We start from the raw sequence: 14,472 nt of genomic DNA, 5'->3' as shown, positions 1-14,472 counted from the left end.
AGGAACGGGCCGAACAAGACGCGCACGAAGGAGCGCACCCCAGGTGGGCGCACGACGCGGGCTTCGAGCCACGAGCCCGTGGACGGGGCGCCACGGCTTCGTGTCCGGAGGACCACGCGACCTGCAGGTCCCCTCTCACGCGCCTCGCAACGAGCCCTGGCGCGAGCCTTGCTCTCGCCCCGGCCCCAACGCGCGAAGCTCGGCCCACGTCGCGCGGAACCGGAGCCCCATGTCCCGCAGCCCCTCGACACTGCTCGCCCTCATCACCCTCGCCACCACGAGCGCGCTCGCCGCCGCGCCGAAGGCTCCAGCGGCCCACCCGGGCTGTTTCCTGTTGATGGACCTGGAGACAGGCAAGGTCACTCGCAACGACGCGGTGAAGTGCGCCACGCGGCTGCCGCCCGCCTCCACCTTCAAGGTGCCGCACGCGCTCATCGCCCTGGAGACCGGCGTCGTGGCGAGCGTGGACGAGGTGCACAAGTGGGATGGCACCAAGCACTCCATCGCGATGTGGAACCAGGACCAGACGCTGGACACGGCCATGCGCCGCTCCGCGGTGTGGTTCTTCCAGGGCACGGCGAAGCAGCTGGGCCGCGAGCGCATGGAGGACTGGCTCGGCCGCTTCGACTACGGCACGAGGGACGCCTCCGGCGACATCACCCTCTTCTGGCTGGGAGGCCCGCTGCGCATCTCTCCCGACGAGCAGCTCGACTTCCTCGCGCGCATGTTCCGGGGCCAGCTCCCCGTCAGCCCGAAGGTGCTGGAGCAGGTGAAGGGCACGATGACGCACGGGCCGGACACCGTGGCCAGCGTCCGCGACGGCATCAACCTGGGCGGCCCCTGGAAGGACGGCGCGGTGCTGAGCGCCAAGACGGGCTGGTACCCGAACAAATCCGGTGACGTCACCTGGCTGGTGGGCCACGTGGCCTCGCCCAAGGGACGCCACGTCTTCGTCAGCGCCGTGCGCTCTCCCGCGGGCAAGGCCCCGTCGCGCTCGCCGGCAATCGCGTCGGCCATCGACGCGCTCAAGGCGCACGGGCTGCTCTGAAACGACGATGGGCCGCCCCCATGGTGGGAAGCGGCCCATCTCGGTCCCGCGTCAGCCCCCATCAGCGGGGCGAAGGCGCGGGTTTCAGACCACCTTCAGGCGACGACCCGTGGAGGTGCTGTTCGCCGCATCCCGGAGCGCGTCCTTCTTGTCCGTGCGCTCCCAGGTGAACTCCTTCTCCGTGCGGCCGAAGTGCCCGTACGCGGCGGTCTTCTGGTAGATGGGCCGCAGCAGGTCCAGGTGCTCCGTGATTTCGCGCGGCTTCAGGCCGAACGTGTTGCGGATGGCCTTGGCGATGCGCTCCTCGGGAACCGTGGCGGTGCCGAAGGTCTCCACCATGACGCTGACGGGCTCGGCCACGCCGATGGCGTAGGAGACCTGCACCTCGCAGCGAGTCGCCAGGCCCGCGGCCACGACGGTCTTCGCGATGTGGCGCCCCATGTACGCGGCGGAGCGGTCCACCTTGGACGGGTCCTTGCCGCTGAAGGCGCCGCCACCGTGACGGCCCATGCCGCCGTAGGTGTCGACGATGATCTTCCGGCCGGTGAGGCCCGAGTCGCCCATGGGGCCACCCACCACGAAGCGGCCCGTGGGGTTGATGTAGAACTTGGTCTTGTTGTCGATGAGCTTCTTGGGGAGCGCCTTCGCGATGACGTCCTCGCGGATGGCCTCCTGGATCTTCTTGTTGGAGACGTCGTCCGAGTGCTGGGTGGACACCACCACCGCGTCGATGCGCACCGGGCGGCCCTCGCGGTACTCCACCGTCACCTGGCTCTTGCCGTCGGGACGAAGCCAGTCGTGCTGCTTGCGGCGCACGTCCGCCAGCTTGCGGGTCAGCGCGTGGGCGTAGTGCAGCGGGGCGGGCATCAGCTCCGGCGTCTCGTCGCACGCGAAGCCGAACATCATGCCCTGGTCACCGGCGCCCTGCTCCTTCTTGTTGTCCACGCCGCGGGCGATGTCCTGGCTCTGCCCTTCGATGGCCACCATGACGCCGCAGGTGTTGCCGTCGTAGCCCATGGAGCTGTCGGTGTAGCCAATCCGGCAGATGGTGCTGCGGACAATCTTGGGGATGTCCACGTAGGTGTTCGTCGTCACCTCACCGGCGACGATGGCGAGGCCCGTCTTGACGAGCGTCTCCACGGCGACCCGCGCCTGCGGGTCCTTGGCGATGATGGCGTCGAGGACACCGTCGGAGATCTGGTCGGCGATCTTGTCCGGGTGGCCCTCGGTGACGGATTCGGACGTGAACAGGTAGTCGGTAGGCATGTCGTCTCAGTGCAAGGGGGGCGCATACCGCGCGCGCGGGCGGACACTAAAGTGTGGTCCCAAGGGAGTCAAACAGACATCCGGGCCGCTTCATTCGGGTGTCCGACATGCAGGGCGACCGGGCATGGTGCCCGCCCGCCAGGCGTCTGGGGTTGAATTTCGCGAAGCGCCCAGCGTTCTCCTGGGCTAACAGAACGCCGAGCATTCCCTGTGGAGGACTCGCCCGACATGAACGCCCGCTTCCGTACCCTCTCCCTCCTGGTCGCCTTCACCCTGTCCATGCCCGCGCTCGCCGCGGCCCCGAAGAAGGACGACCCTGTCGTCAAGCCGGTGAAGACGGTGGTGTCGTCCGTGCGCTACGAGCGCGACGCGGCGGCCCTCAAGCTCTTCGGGGGTGAGGAGCAGGGGAAGTACCTGCTTGGCGACGCGTGGGCCAAGGGCACCGACGAGCAGCGCAAGGAGTTCGTCACCCTCTTCCACGGCCTGTTCGCGAAGATCGCCTTCCCGCGCGTGCGGGAGAACTTCAAGTCGCTGGAGGACATCGTCTACTCCCCCGCCGAGGTGACGGGCAACGAGGCCACGGTGGACTCGGTCGTCTTCATCAAGCACCCGCTGAAGACGCAGGAGATGAAGCTCAAGTACCGGCTGGTGAAGGACGCGGCCGCGTGGAAGGTCGTGGACGTGACGGTGCTCGGCTCCTCCATGCTCCAGGACATCCGCGACACGCAGGTGCAGCCGCTGCTGGCCCAGGGCGGATGGGACCTGCTGCTGGGGCGCATGCGGCAGGAGCTGGCGAAGAAGTAGTCGCCGCGCCCACTCCCGACGGCCGGGCCACCAGGCCCTCGGCCGTCGGAGGGGTTCCGAGGGGGCGACGCATGGCGTAGTCTCGCCCTCCCCTCTCGTCGGGTCGATGACCACCACCTCCTCCTCCGCTCAGCTCTCCGTGAGCCGCACCTCCCACGCTCCTTCCGAGCGGGAGGTGGACGCGTTCTGCGTGCAGTACGCGCCGCGCGCGCCCGGGCACCCCGCGGTGAGGGACTTGTACCGGCTCCTGCGCGACGTGCCCGAGGACGGCCTGGAGTCGCGGCTGGACTGGGTGGAGCGCTGGATGGCGTGGCTGCGCGAGCGCATCCCCGCCCACGGGCTGGTGGACGCCACCGAGCCGGAAGCGCCCCCCACCGACACCCGCCTGACGCTGATGGTGCGCATCATGGAGGGCGAGCCGGCCATGCGGGCCGCGGTGACGCACCTGGTCTCCGCAGTCTGCGATGGCAGCCGGGGCCTGAAGCTCTTCGCGCAGGTGGGCCTGCCCGCGGGCCAGGGCTTCTTGTCGGAGGCGTCCGACCGGCTGGCCCGCACGCTGCTCCCCTCCCCGCCGGAGCCCGGCAAGCTGTCGGAGCTCCTGCTGCGGCTGTTCCCCGTACCGGAGGACGCGGTGTGGCTGGCGCTGCTGTCGCCCGCACTGCTGGCGAAGCTCGCGTCACTGGTGGGCGAGCCCCGGCCGCCGGACCCGATGCCCGCCGCCCGCGTGCGCGCGGACCTGCTGGACGCCCTGATGTTGCTGGCGGTGCAGACGGCGGCGCTGGGGACCATGGAGGACGTGAGGGAGCGCGCCCCGGAGACGGCCTTCCGCGCCTCGCCCTTCCTGCGGCTGCGGATGGTGTGCGACGCGGTGCTGGCGCGCGACGCGGCGGCGGACACGATGAGGGACCTGGCCACGTGCGTGGACGACTGCCGCCTCGTGGTGGGCAGCGTGTCACGGCACCTGGAGGCCTCGGGCGTCAGCGTGGACCTGGTGTACCGGCTGGAGCGCATCCGCCGGAGCCTGGAGCGCATGGAGGCCATCGCCCGCGTGCTGGGCGCGCCCCGGGGTGAGCCGCGCTGGCGCGAGGCGCTGGGGCTCCTGTCGGACCTCTTGCGGCGCGCGCACGCGGACCGCTCCGTGGGCGAGCTGGTGCGGCGCAACGTGCGGATGCTGGCGCGTAAAATCATCGAGCGCGCGGGTCACTCCGGCGAGCACTACATCACCAGCACCCGCTCGGAATTCCACGCCATGGTGCACTCGGCGGCGGGCGGCGGGCTGGTGACGGCCATCGCCGTGGCCCTCAAGTTCGCCCTCACCGCGCTGGCGCTCGCGCCGTTCTTCTCGTTTCTGGCCGTGGGCCTCAACTACGCGGTGGCCTTCCTGCTCATCCAGGCCCTGGGCTTCACGCTGGCCACCAAGCAGCCCTCCGTCACGGCGGCCACGCTGGCGGGCGCGGTGGGCGAGGGCGCCCGGGGAGACCGGCTGTCGAGCCTGGTGGACATCATCCCCCGCATCACCCGCTCGCAGCTCGCCGCCTTCACCGGCAACCTGGGCTGCGTGCTGCCCGCCGCGGTGGCCCTGGCCCTGGCGTGGCAGGCCGCGCGGGGCACGCCCTTCCTCTCCCCCGCCAAGGCCCAGGCCACGGTGGCCTCCATGCACCCCTGGCGCAGCGGCGCGCTCCCATACGCGGCCCTCACCGGCGTGCTGCTCTGGCTGTCCAGCGTGGCGGGCGGGTGGATGGAGAACTTCGTGGTGTACCGGCGGCTGCCGGAGGCCCTGGCCCACCACCGCATGCTGCGCCGCGTCCTGGGGGTGGGCGGCGCGCAGCGGCTCGCGGACGGGCTGGTCCACGCGGCGTCGGGCCTGGGCGTCAACGTGACGCTGGGCTTCCTGCTGGCGCTGATGAGCGTGCTCGGGCGCTTCTTCGGGCTGCCCCTGGACGTCCGCCACGTCACCTTCGCGCTCGGCTCGCTGGCCATGGCCGGGGGCGCGCTCGGCCCCCAGGCGGTGCTCCAACCCGACTTCCTCATGGCCCTGGTGGGCGTGGGGCTCATCGGGGTCATGAACTTCACCGTGTCGTTCTCGCTGGCCCTGGGCGTGGCCGTCCGGGCCCGTGACGTCCCCCTGGGAGAGGCCCTGCCCTTCCTGCGGGCGGTGGGGGTCCGCTTCCTCGCCGACCCCCGCTCGTTCTTCCTGCCCCCCCGCGCCCCGCCCGAGCCGCTGCCCGCCGCCCTCCCCGTGGAAGAGGGGCGCTGAGGGCTCGTCGGCACCCTGTCAAATATTCCCGAAGCCGCCTGGCGGGCTTCCCCGTGGCCAGGAAGCCAGCCGGGCAGGTGGGCCGTGCTTCCGGGGCAGCGCGTTTGTCGGTAGGGTCGCCCGCGAATGAGCGGCGCTCCTCGAAACCCGAACTCGCATTCTCGCTTCGCCTACGCCTTCGCCGAGCTGCTGGTCCGTCGTCCAGGCACCATCCTGGCCGTACTGCTGACCCTGCTCGCCGTGTCCACGTGGGCCACGCTGAAGCTGCGCATCAACTCCAACCAGCTCGACCTCATCTCCCAGGATTTGCCGGAGGTGAAGGACGTCAAGCAGGTCATCGACATGGTGGGGGGCAGCGGCTTCTTGATGCTCGCCCTGCGCTCGACGGACGAGGCCGCGATGAAGCGGACCGCCGACGACATCGCCGGCATGCTCGAGGCCGACAAGGAGAACGTCCGCACCGTCTCCTACAAGCTGCCCGTCGAGTTCATCCAGCAGAACATGGTCCTCTTCGTGAAGACGGAGGACCTGGTCGAGGGCAAGCGCCGCATCATGGCCTTCCTCGAGGACAAGCTGCGACGCAGCAACCCCTTCTACATCGACATGGGCGCCACCAAGCCGGTGGAGCTGAACATGCAGGACCTGGTCGACAAGTACTCGTCCGTCGGAAAGAAGAGCATCCGCGACGACTACAACATCTCCAGCGACAAGAAGATGGTGCTCATCCTCGTCAAGCCGATGTGGGACACCACGGAGATTGGCAAGACGAAGGACTACCTCGACAAGCTCAACAAGGACCTGGCCGCGTACTCCACGCAGGCGGGCAAGGTGAAGCTGGTCGAAGACTACAAGCTGATGGGCGACTCGAACCTCATCGCCTACGGCTACACCGGCTCGTACAAGACGACGGTGGACGACTCCTTCGCCATTGAGGAGTCGCTGCAGCCCGTCACCGTCATCGCGCTGGTGACCATCTTCGCCATCACCATCCTCTTCTTCCGCAAGCTGGCGCCGACCTTCATCGTCGTCAGCGGCACGGTGATTGGGACGATTTATACGCTGGGCTTCACCTACGCGACGATTGGCGAACTCAACATGATTACGTCCATCCTGGGCGGCATCCTGATGGGGTTCGGCATCGACTACGGCATCCACTTCACCTTCCGCACGAGGTTGGAGCTGGGCGCGGGCAAGCCGTACGACGTGGCCATCATCGACGCCTTCGTCAACGCGGGCCGCCCCGCGGCGGTGGCCGCCATCGTGACGGGTGGCTCCTTCTTCGTGCTGATGGTGAGCGAGTTCCGCGGCTTCTCCCAGTTCGGCTTCCTGGCCGGCTGCGGCACGCTCATCCTGGGTCTGACGCTCTTCGTGTGGAGCGCGTCGCTGCTGGCGCTGGTCGGCCGCATCAACCCGGAGTGGCCCAAGAAGCTCATCGGCGAGATGAAGCCGCCGCCGGTCAACTCCTCCATCAGCGGCCAGGAGCTGCGCATCCCCCGTCCCGGCCTGGTGCTGGGCGTGAGCACCGCCATCGTCGCGCTCATCTGCGCCGCCGCCGTCCCCTGGGCGGGCACGGGCGAGCCGCCCGAGGGCGCACTGAGCTTCTTCGACCGCGTGAAGCACGGCGTGGGCTTCAACTACAACACCCGCGCGCTCATCCCGGACGGCATGTCGTCGGTGCTGCTGCAGGACGAAATCAACGTCCGCTTCAACATCTCCAGCGACCCGATGGCCGTCTATACGAAGGACCTGGACGAGGCGGAGGGCGTGTACCGGGAGCTGACGCAGAACGCGCACAAGTACCCGTCCATCGACCAGGTGGTGAGCATCTTCACCTTCGTGCCGCCCGAGGCGACGGCGAAGGCGAACGAGAAGGTGCTCCAGGAGTGGAAGCAGGACATGGCCAACCTGGAGGCGCGCGGCTTCTCCATCTCCGCGCTCCCGCCGGACATGCAGGACAAGGCCACCTTCTTCATGAAGGTGCTGGATGCGAAGCCCTTCGACGTGCACGGCGTGCCGGACAACTACAAGGCCCAGTTCAAGAACCTGCCCACCGCGCAGAACAAGGGCTACCTCACGTTCATCTACTCGAGCGTGGACCTGTTCGACGGCCAGAAGATGATGCAGTTCGCGGACGAGACGCGCGGCATCCCCGTCACGTACAACCCGGGCCGCTTCGACAAGGACGACTTCGACCCGCCGGGCCCCACCGCGCAGAAGGAGTTCCGCGCCGCGGGCGCCACCCAGCTCTACGCGAAGCTGGCGCGCATCGTCCTCTGGGACGGCAAGGTGACGGTGGTGCTCACGGCGCTGTGGATTCTGGCCATGCACTTCCTGGACTTCCGCAACGCGAAGCTGGCGCTGGCGTCGGTGATTCCGCTGGGCGTGGGCGTGGCGATGATGCTCGGCATCATGTCTCTGACGGGCCTGCGGCTGAACTTCATGAACATCATCATCCTGCCCATCCTCCTGGGCTTCGGGGTGAGTCACGGCCTGTACCTCCTGCATCGCTTCCTGGAAGGCACCTCGCCGCTCGTCGCCCTGCGCAGCGTGGGCGCGGCGGTGGCGTCCTCCACGCTGACGGCGGTGGCGGGCTTCGCGGCGCTGCTGGCCGCCAAGCACAACGGCCTGCGCTCCATGGGCATGGTGGCCTGCATCGGCCTCATCACCACGCTGGTGGTGTCCTTCACGGTGCTGGCCGCGGTGATGCAGCTCATGCATGACCGGCGGCGGCGCGAGTCGGCCCCGGGGGGAGATGCGCCCCAGGCCGGCGGCGGCGAGGACAGCTCGACGCGGGCGGCCTGAAGCACGCGGTACGCGTCACGCAACGGCGCGGTAACGAGGCCCCCTTCACCCGAAGGGGGCCGGGAGAGGGACATCATGAGGATGATGCGATGGGCGCCCCTGCTCGGGCTGGGGCTGTTGGCGGGTTGCTCCGCGGTGAAGACGCACCGCGTACGAGGCGACTACGCGCAGGTGGACCGCAAGGCGACAAAGCGACTGGTGGTGGTGGCGCAGCCGCTCCCGGACGAAAAGCCCGCGGTGGGTGAGCTGTGGAGCCTCATCGCCCGCCAATGGGTGAACCAGAACCGCGACTTCATCGTGAAGGACAACGTCGCGCTGCCGGGCCGGCCCTCGGACACCACGTTCAAGGGGCTGTGCGTGGAGGGCGTGGAGGGCGTGCTCTGGCTGGACCCGAGTGTCAGCCTCAAGGGCGACGGCGCGGAGGCCGAGGTGAAGGCCCAGCTGTTGCGGTGCACCGACGGCCAGGAGGTCTGGGCGGCGGAGGCGGCGGGGAGCTGGAGCTCTCGCGACGAGGACTACGCGGCGCGCGTGACGAAGTTCAGCGAGGAGCTGGGCGAGGAAGTGGCCCCCTACGTCGTGCCCACCACGAAGCTGTTGGCGGCCACGCTGGAGACGCTGCCCAATCCCGAACTGACGGAAGCGGACAAGGACGAGAAAATCGAGCTGGGTGAGTAGGCTCGTCCCTCGTGGACGAGACACTCATCGCCCTGCGGCTCTGCGTCGCGGCGCTGCTCGGCGCCGTGCTCGGCCTGGAGCGGGAGCTGCGGGGGCAGGCCGCCGGGCTGCGCACGCACATCCTCGTCTCCCTGGGCGCCTGTCTCTTCACGCTGGCCAGCGTCTTCGTCGAGTGGACGCTGGGCGGCGACTCCCCGGACGGCTCGCGCGCGGACGTCAGCCGCATCGCCAGCCAGGTGGTGGTGGGCATCGGCTTTCTGGGCGCGGGCGCCATCATCCGCGACCAGGGCCAGGTGAAGGGCCTGACGACGGCGGCGAACCTGTGGCTCACCGCGTCCGTGGGGCTGGCCACCGGCATGGGCTTCCACTGGGCGGCCGGCACCACGGTGGTCATCGCGTTCCTGGCGCTCGCGGGCCTGCGCCCCCTGGAGCGCGCCATCCGACGACATCGTGTCCGCAAGGGGCTGAAGGTGGAGGGCGGGATTTCCGACCGCCCCGACGAGGAGGGCCCGGACTGAAGCGCGGTTACCGGTCCAGGTCTCCGGGTATGACGCCCAGCGCGCCCGTCGCGTCATGGTGGAGGACGGCGTGGCGGGCCGCCTCTCCGCGCGCCTCCAGCACGTCCGGGCGGACCCCTGGCAGGCTCGCCAGGTCCTCGCGCAGGTACACGTCGTCCCGGTCGATGTCCGACACGTCCGAGAAGGCCACCCGGTGATCTCTCGGGAAGTAGCTGCCTTTCTCGATGAGGAAGCCCATCTCGTCGACGGAGACGATGAGGCCCAGGTTCTCCCCGTCCCTGTCCCGCGCCGTCATGCCCTTCTGGATGTCCGCTGGATTGAACACGCCCGCCTCCCAGGTCAGGTGTTCGACCTGCTGACTTGAAAGCTGGGCATGGCCCGCGCGCTCCGGCATGGGCCACCCGCCGGGCAGCCAGACGGGCAAGCCCCCGCACCACGCCCCGGCCGAGGGCGTGGGGGTTTCAGCCCGTGGTGCGCCCGGAAGGCGCGTCACCGGTCAGCTCCGGCGCGCGGTCCGGCGTGTCGACGAAGCGCCGGTCCATCTCCGTGCGCATGAAGCGCTCGATTTCCTCGGCGGTGGTCAGCTCCATCGCCTCGCGCAGCAGCTCCGCCGCGTCCACGCGGCTCACCCGGCGGATGAAGCGCTTCACGGCCGGAATCTGCCCGGACGTCATCGACAGCTCGTCGAAGCCGAGCGCCAGCAGCACCAGCGTGTAGAGCGGGTCTCCCGCCATCTCCCCGCACATGGACACGGGGATGTTGGCGGCCTTCGCCGCGCCGACGATGGTCTCCAGCATGCGCAACACGGACAGGTGCAGCGGCCGGTAGAGGTAGGCGACCTCCCGGTTCTGGCGGTCGATGGCCAGCGAGTACTGGATGAGGTCGTTGGTCCCCACCGAGAAGAAGTCGGCCTCCTGCGCGAGCCGGTCCGCGATGATGGCCGCGCTCGGCGTCTCCACCATGATGCCCACCGGGAAGCGCTTGCCCACGGGCAACCCCGCGCGGCCCAGCTCGGTGCGGCACGCCTCCAGCTCGCTCCGGGCCTCGCGCAGCTCGCTCACCCCGCAGATGAGGGGGAACATCAGCCGCAGGTTGCCGTGCACGCTGGCGCGCAGGAGCGCGCGCAACTGCGTGCGGAACAGCTCGCGGTTGGACAGGCAGTAGCGGATGGCCCTCAGGCCCATCGCCGGGTTGGGCTCCTTCTCGTGCTTCGTCTTGCCCGGCACCTTGTCGCCGCCCAAATCCAGCGTGCGGATGGTGACGGGGCGCCCGCCCATGGCCTCCAGCACCTGACGGTAGGCGCGGTAGTGCTCCTCCTCCGTCGGCGCCGTCTTCCGGTCCAGGAACATGAACTCGGTGCGGTACAGGCCAATGCCCTCCGCGCCGTGCGCCAGGAGCGACGGAATCTCCTCCAGGAACTCCATGTTCCCGTTGAGCCGGATGCGGAAGCTGTCGGTGCTGATGGCCTCCAAATCCTTCGTCGCCAGCGCGACCTGCTCGGCTTCCTGGTGACGGCGCTGCTCCTCGCGGAAGCTCTGGAGCTGCTCCTCCGTGGGGTTGACCAGGATGATGCCCCGGGTGCCATCCATGGCCACCAGGTCCCCGGGGGAGATCTGCTCGCTGGCCCTTCCAGCGCCCACCACCGCGGGCGTCTCGCGCGCACGGGCGACGATGGCCGTGTGGCTCGTCTGGCCGCCCAGGTCCGTCACGAAACCCGCCACCCGACCGCTGCGCGCCATCATGGCGGCGTCGGCCGGGGGCAGGTCATGTGCGACGACGATGGCCTCCGCGGGGACTTCCACTTCCTCGTCCACCACCTGGCCCATCAGGTTGCGGATGATGCGGTCGGCGACGTAGTCCACGTCGGAGCGCCGCTCGCGGAAGTACTCGTCCGGGATGTTGTCGAAGAGGTGCTTGATTTTGCGGGCCACGCGGCGGACGGCCCACTCGGCGTTGATGCGGTCCTCGACGATGAGCTGGTTGACGGCGTCCACCAGCATCGGGTCGTGGAGCATCAGCCGATGCGCCTCCAGGATGAGGGCGTGGTCGGAGCCCTCGGTGCGCGTGATTTGATCCTTGAGCTCGGCGAGCTGGCGGTCGGACAAGTCCACCGCCGTCTTCATCCGCATCCGCTCGGGCTCGACTTCCGCCTCCGCCAGCCTCAGCTTCGGCGTGCGGATGCGTTTGCGGTCCAGGATGAAGGCGTGGCCTACCGCCACGCCGGGTGAGGCGCCGATGCCCATCAACCTCAGTGTGGGAGTGGCCTGGCTGCTCACGTGTCTTTCTTCCCTCCGAGTCCTACCGCATTTTCATTCTCACCCGTCACTTCGACTCGCCAAAACGGTCGGCGATGAGCTTTGCCAGCTCCTGGAGACACGCCTCGGCGTCGTCTCCCTTACACGTCAGCTTCACCTGGACCCCCTGGGCCGCCGCCAGCATCAGCACGCCCATGATGGACTTGGCGTTGGCCCGCTGACCCTGGGCCTCGATGAGGACGTCGCTCTTGAAGCGGTTGGCCACCTTGACCATCTGCGCCGCCGCCCGGGCATGGAGCCCCAGCTCGTTGATGATCTCGTATGTTCCTACAGCCTCGGTTGCCATCGCGACTCCTACCTCTCGTCTTAAAGGAAGGCACCCGCCGCGCCGGCCAATATCGCCGCGAGGTAGAGCACCACGTAGTTGGGCACCCGACGGCTGACCAGCACGTAGGATGCAACCCCCAGGGCCAGGCACCCGGCCGCCAGCAGGGGCGCATGCGCCCCACCCGCGTTGGCCCCAAAGGACACCGCCAGCCAGGCCGCGAGCCCGCCAGCGCACAGCGCCGCCACCGTCCTGAGCCGCGCCCCCCGGGCTGGCAGGTTCGCCCGCGCCACCGCCTCCACCAGCCGGTCTCCCAGGGTGAGCCCCAGCCAGTACAGCCGCACCCGCAGGAGCAGGTGCACCAGATTGTAGAACACCAGGAACACCGGCACCGCCCACAGCCCCATGAGCGGCACCAGCGCGGCGCCCACCGCCCCGGCCGCGGGCTTGAGCGACAGCCAGAAGAAGCCGTCCCCCAGCGCGGCCAGCGGCCCCATCAGCGCCGCCTTGAAGGCCACGACCTTGTCCGGGGTCTCCTCGCCCCGGGCGATTCGCTCCTCGTGGAAGACGACTCCGCCGACGATGGCCGCGGCCACGTAGGGGTGGGTGTTGAAGAAGACCAGGTGCCGGCGGACGGCCTCCTCGCGCGCGGCGCCGGACGCGTACAGCCGCTCCAGTGCGGGGAAGACGGCGTAGGCCAACCCCAGGTTCTGCATGCCCTTGGGGTTCCACGAGGCCTGGAGGAAGAGCGAGCGCATGAAGACGCGCAGCAGCACCGTCCAGGGCAGCGGGGCGTCGGGAGCGCTCACGTGCGCTCCTGGAGCAGGAAGAAGACGACCGTCACCGTCACGGCCGCCGCGCCCAGCGCCGCGTAGAGCGGAGCGCGCCTGGCGTGGCTGCCCTGCGCGGCGATGGCCGCCGCCACGGAGGCCATGGCGGGCCACGCCCACGCCAGCCCGCGCACGAGCATGGGGGGCATCGCCTGGAGCAGCGGCTCCACGAAGAAGCCGGCGAGCGCGCACAGCGACGTCAGCACGCCGTACACCACGAAGTGCGGCCACATGCCCCACAGGTTCTGCCGCATGGCGCGCGTGAGGTCGCCGGCCTCCGCGGACGACAGGGCCACGCGCGCGAGCCTCGCCGTATACCCCTCCAGCAGCCGGTCCGCGCGCCGCCCCACCCGGCCCATGCCGATGAAGAGCAGCACCGCCAGGGACCAGATGGCCGGCGTGGAGCCCGCGCCGGAGGCCAGGGTGATGGTGCCCGCGGCGGCGCTGGTGGCGGTGGCCGCCAGCGTGTCGTTCTCCGGCAGCGCCGCGCCCAGGTTGGCGGTGCCCAGGAAGAACAGCTCCAGCAAGAGGCCCACGCCCAGCCCGGAGGGCACGTCATTGAGGAGCAGCCCCATGACGGTGGCGGCCACGAGCGGCCGGGACAGCATGGCCTGGAGGAACGCCTTGCGCTCCACGGCCACCAGTCCGCCCCACACTCCCGCCAGCGCCACCTGGGTCCAGACGACGCTCACGCGCTCACCCGGCCTTCGCCCACCGCTCGGACAGGTCCGGCAGCTCCACCGGCTTCTCCGCCGGCACCGCGCGCGCTTCCACGCGCACGCCCTGCTCCGCCAGCTGCTGGAGGGTGCGCAGCTCCGCCTCCGCCAGGAACACGGACGGGGACACCTGCCGCCGGCCGGTGCCGAAGTGGACGTTGCCCAGGTTGAGCTCTCCCAGGTTCAGCCCGTGCGCGTACGCGAAGGGAACGGAGGCCACGTCGCGCAGGAGCACCAGCGTGCGCACCCCGTCCTTGGACAGGGCCGCGAAGTCCACCTGGGACAGGGGGAGAATCTGCACCTCGATGGCGCTCTGCACCGCCAGCGCCATGGCGGCGCGGATGAGCGGGCTGGAAGCAGCCTCGTCATCCGCGACCACGACGCGGGACACCTTGAGGTGGGGCAGCCAGGCCTCGACGACCTGGCCGTGGATGAGGCGGTTGTCGACGCGGACCAGGGTGATCACGGCAGTCTCGAATCGCCGACCCGCGCGGGTCCGTCAAGTTCGCGGTTGCTGCTGGGCCTCGCGAAGCAGGGCGGATGCACAGGTGATGTTGCGCTGACCATGGGATGCCAGCTGGTTGGCCATCTCAGGGAGGGTGAGCTGCTCGGAACGAAGCGAGTTGGCCTTGAGGAGCATGGGCAGGTTGACGCCCGCCAGGACCTCCAGGTTCATGCGCTGACACATCATCAGCGACTCCTTACAAGGCGTACCTCCGAACAGGTCCGCGAGGATGATGACACCGTCACCGGTGTCCACGCGCGACACTGCCTGCTTCATCTTCGCGCGGATGTCCTCGACAGGAGTCCCCGGCTCGATGTTGCAGGTTGCCACCGCGGGGAGTTTCCCCACGATCTGTTCCGCGGTGGAGACCAGCTCCTCCGCCAAACGCCCGTGCGATGCGACGACGAGGCCGACCATGTTCACTCCTGACCAACCCCCCGGAGATCGCGTCCTACGCCTGAACACGACGTT

At 69.5% G+C, this 14,472-nt stretch carries 14 protein-coding genes; 6 read left to right on the top strand and 8 right to left on the bottom strand.

Going from position 1 to position 14,472, the window contains the following annotated elements; all coding sequences use genetic code 11:
• Window positions 1-229 precede the first annotated feature (229 nt).
• Complete coding sequence (locus tag HUA74_RS09685; protein WP_174454271.1) at window positions 230-1,048, top strand: class D beta-lactamase; 819 nt, start codon at window positions 230-232, stop codon at window positions 1,046-1,048.
• 84 nt (window positions 1,049-1,132) lie between these two features.
• Here HUA74_RS09685 and metK read toward each other — a convergent pair whose 3' ends face one another.
• Window positions 1,133-2,314, bottom strand: a complete 1,182-nt coding sequence (gene metK, locus HUA74_RS09680) for a methionine adenosyltransferase (protein WP_141640487.1) — start codon at window positions 2,312-2,314, stop codon at window positions 1,133-1,135.
• Window positions 2,315-2,542: 228 nt separating this feature from the next.
• On the opposite strand from metK, the gene HUA74_RS09675 reads away from it, so the two are divergent.
• From HUA74_RS09675 to HUA74_RS09655, 5 genes are all read left to right on the top strand, one after another.
• The gene (locus tag HUA74_RS09675; protein WP_174454270.1) at window positions 2,543-3,118 is read left to right on the top strand and encodes an ABC transporter substrate-binding protein; all 576 of its coding nucleotides are present in this window, start codon (window positions 2,543-2,545) and stop codon (window positions 3,116-3,118) included.
• 106 nt (window positions 3,119-3,224) lie between these two features.
• Window positions 3,225-5,375, top strand: a complete 2,151-nt coding sequence (locus HUA74_RS09670; protein WP_174454269.1) for a site-specific recombinase — start codon at window positions 3,225-3,227, stop codon at window positions 5,373-5,375.
• A 126-nt stretch (window positions 5,376-5,501) separates the two neighbouring features.
• A complete protein-coding gene (locus HUA74_RS09665) occupies window positions 5,502-8,177 on the top strand; it encodes an RND family transporter (RefSeq protein WP_174454268.1) in 2,676 nt (891 codons plus the stop codon).
• Window positions 8,178-8,252: 75 nt separating this feature from the next.
• Window positions 8,253-8,852 (top strand): MXAN_6521/LA_1396 family lipoprotein, encoded by a 600-nt coding sequence (locus HUA74_RS09660; protein WP_141647093.1) that lies wholly within the window; start codon window positions 8,253-8,255, stop codon window positions 8,850-8,852.
• Window positions 8,853-8,863: 11 nt separating this feature from the next.
• Window positions 8,864-9,370 (top strand): MgtC/SapB family protein, encoded by a 507-nt coding sequence (locus HUA74_RS09655; protein WP_174454267.1) that lies wholly within the window; start codon window positions 8,864-8,866, stop codon window positions 9,368-9,370.
• 7 nt (window positions 9,371-9,377) lie between these two features.
• Here HUA74_RS09655 and HUA74_RS09650 read toward each other — a convergent pair whose 3' ends face one another.
• The 7 genes from HUA74_RS09650 to HUA74_RS09620 are packed head-to-tail and all read right to left on the bottom strand — an operon-like array spanning window position 9,378 to window position 14,418.
• A complete protein-coding gene (locus HUA74_RS09650) occupies window positions 9,378-9,794 on the bottom strand; it encodes a hypothetical protein (protein ID WP_174454266.1) in 417 nt (138 codons plus the stop codon).
• 37 nt (window positions 9,795-9,831) lie between these two features.
• Window positions 9,832-11,646: a phosphoenolpyruvate--protein phosphotransferase gene (gene ptsP / locus HUA74_RS09645; protein ID WP_141647095.1), complete on the bottom strand. Its 1,815-nt coding sequence runs from the start codon at window positions 11,644-11,646 to the stop codon at window positions 9,832-9,834.
• Window positions 11,647-11,692: 46 nt separating this feature from the next.
• A complete protein-coding gene (locus HUA74_RS09640; protein WP_141647096.1) occupies window positions 11,693-11,971 on the bottom strand; it encodes an HPr family phosphocarrier protein in 279 nt (92 codons plus the stop codon).
• Between the two features lie 20 nt (window positions 11,972-11,991).
• The gene (locus HUA74_RS09635) at window positions 11,992-12,759 is read right to left on the bottom strand and encodes a PTS system mannose/fructose/sorbose family transporter subunit IID (RefSeq protein WP_141647097.1); all 768 of its coding nucleotides are present in this window, start codon (window positions 12,757-12,759) and stop codon (window positions 11,992-11,994) included.
• Window positions 12,756-13,472: a PTS sugar transporter subunit IIC gene (locus tag HUA74_RS09630; protein WP_174454265.1), complete on the bottom strand. Its 717-nt coding sequence runs from the start codon at window positions 13,470-13,472 to the stop codon at window positions 12,756-12,758. Before HUA74_RS09630 ends, HUA74_RS09635 begins: the two co-directional genes overlap by 4 nt.
• Window positions 13,473-13,476: 4 nt before the next feature.
• A complete protein-coding gene (locus HUA74_RS09625) occupies window positions 13,477-13,962 on the bottom strand; it encodes a PTS sugar transporter subunit IIB (protein WP_141647099.1) in 486 nt (161 codons plus the stop codon).
• Between the two features lie 33 nt (window positions 13,963-13,995).
• On the bottom strand, window positions 13,996-14,418 hold the full coding sequence (locus HUA74_RS09620; RefSeq protein WP_141647100.1) for a PTS sugar transporter subunit IIA: 423 nt from the start codon (window positions 14,416-14,418) through the stop codon (window positions 13,996-13,998).
• Window positions 14,419-14,472: the final 54 nt, after the last annotated feature.

The sequence above is a fragment of the Myxococcus sp. CA051A genome (assembly GCF_013336705.1).
Classification (GTDB): Bacteria; Myxococcota; Myxococcia; order Myxococcales; family Myxococcaceae; genus Myxococcus; species Myxococcus llanfairpwllgwyngyllgogerychwyrndrobwllllantysiliogogogochensis.
Note: the sequence above shows the minus strand (reverse complement) of the source record. Positions and strands in the feature narration are given on the sequence as shown.

Bases quoted from the DNA above. Each gene is read 5' to 3' on its own strand.
- metK (WP_141640487.1), bottom strand. From the start codon at position 2,314: ATGCCTACCGACTACCTGTTCACGTCCGAATCCGTCACCGAGGGCCAC.
- HUA74_RS09660 (WP_141647093.1), top strand. From the start codon at position 8,253: ATGAGGATGATGCGATGGGCGCCCCTGCTCGGGCTGGGGCTGTTGGCG.
- HUA74_RS09620 (WP_141647100.1), bottom strand. From the start codon at position 14,418: ATGGTCGGCCTCGTCGTCGCATCGCACGGGCGTTTGGCGGAGGAGCTG.
- HUA74_RS09640 (WP_141647096.1), bottom strand. From the start codon at position 11,971: ATGGCAACCGAGGCTGTAGGAACATACGAGATCATCAACGAGCTGGGG.
- HUA74_RS09675 (WP_174454270.1), top strand. From the start codon at position 2,543: ATGAACGCCCGCTTCCGTACCCTCTCCCTCCTGGTCGCCTTCACCCTG.
- HUA74_RS09670 (WP_174454269.1), top strand. From the start codon at position 3,225: ATGACCACCACCTCCTCCTCCGCTCAGCTCTCCGTGAGCCGCACCTCC.
- HUA74_RS09665 (WP_174454268.1), top strand. From the start codon at position 5,502: ATGAGCGGCGCTCCTCGAAACCCGAACTCGCATTCTCGCTTCGCCTAC.
- HUA74_RS09685 (WP_174454271.1), top strand. From the start codon at position 230: ATGTCCCGCAGCCCCTCGACACTGCTCGCCCTCATCACCCTCGCCACC.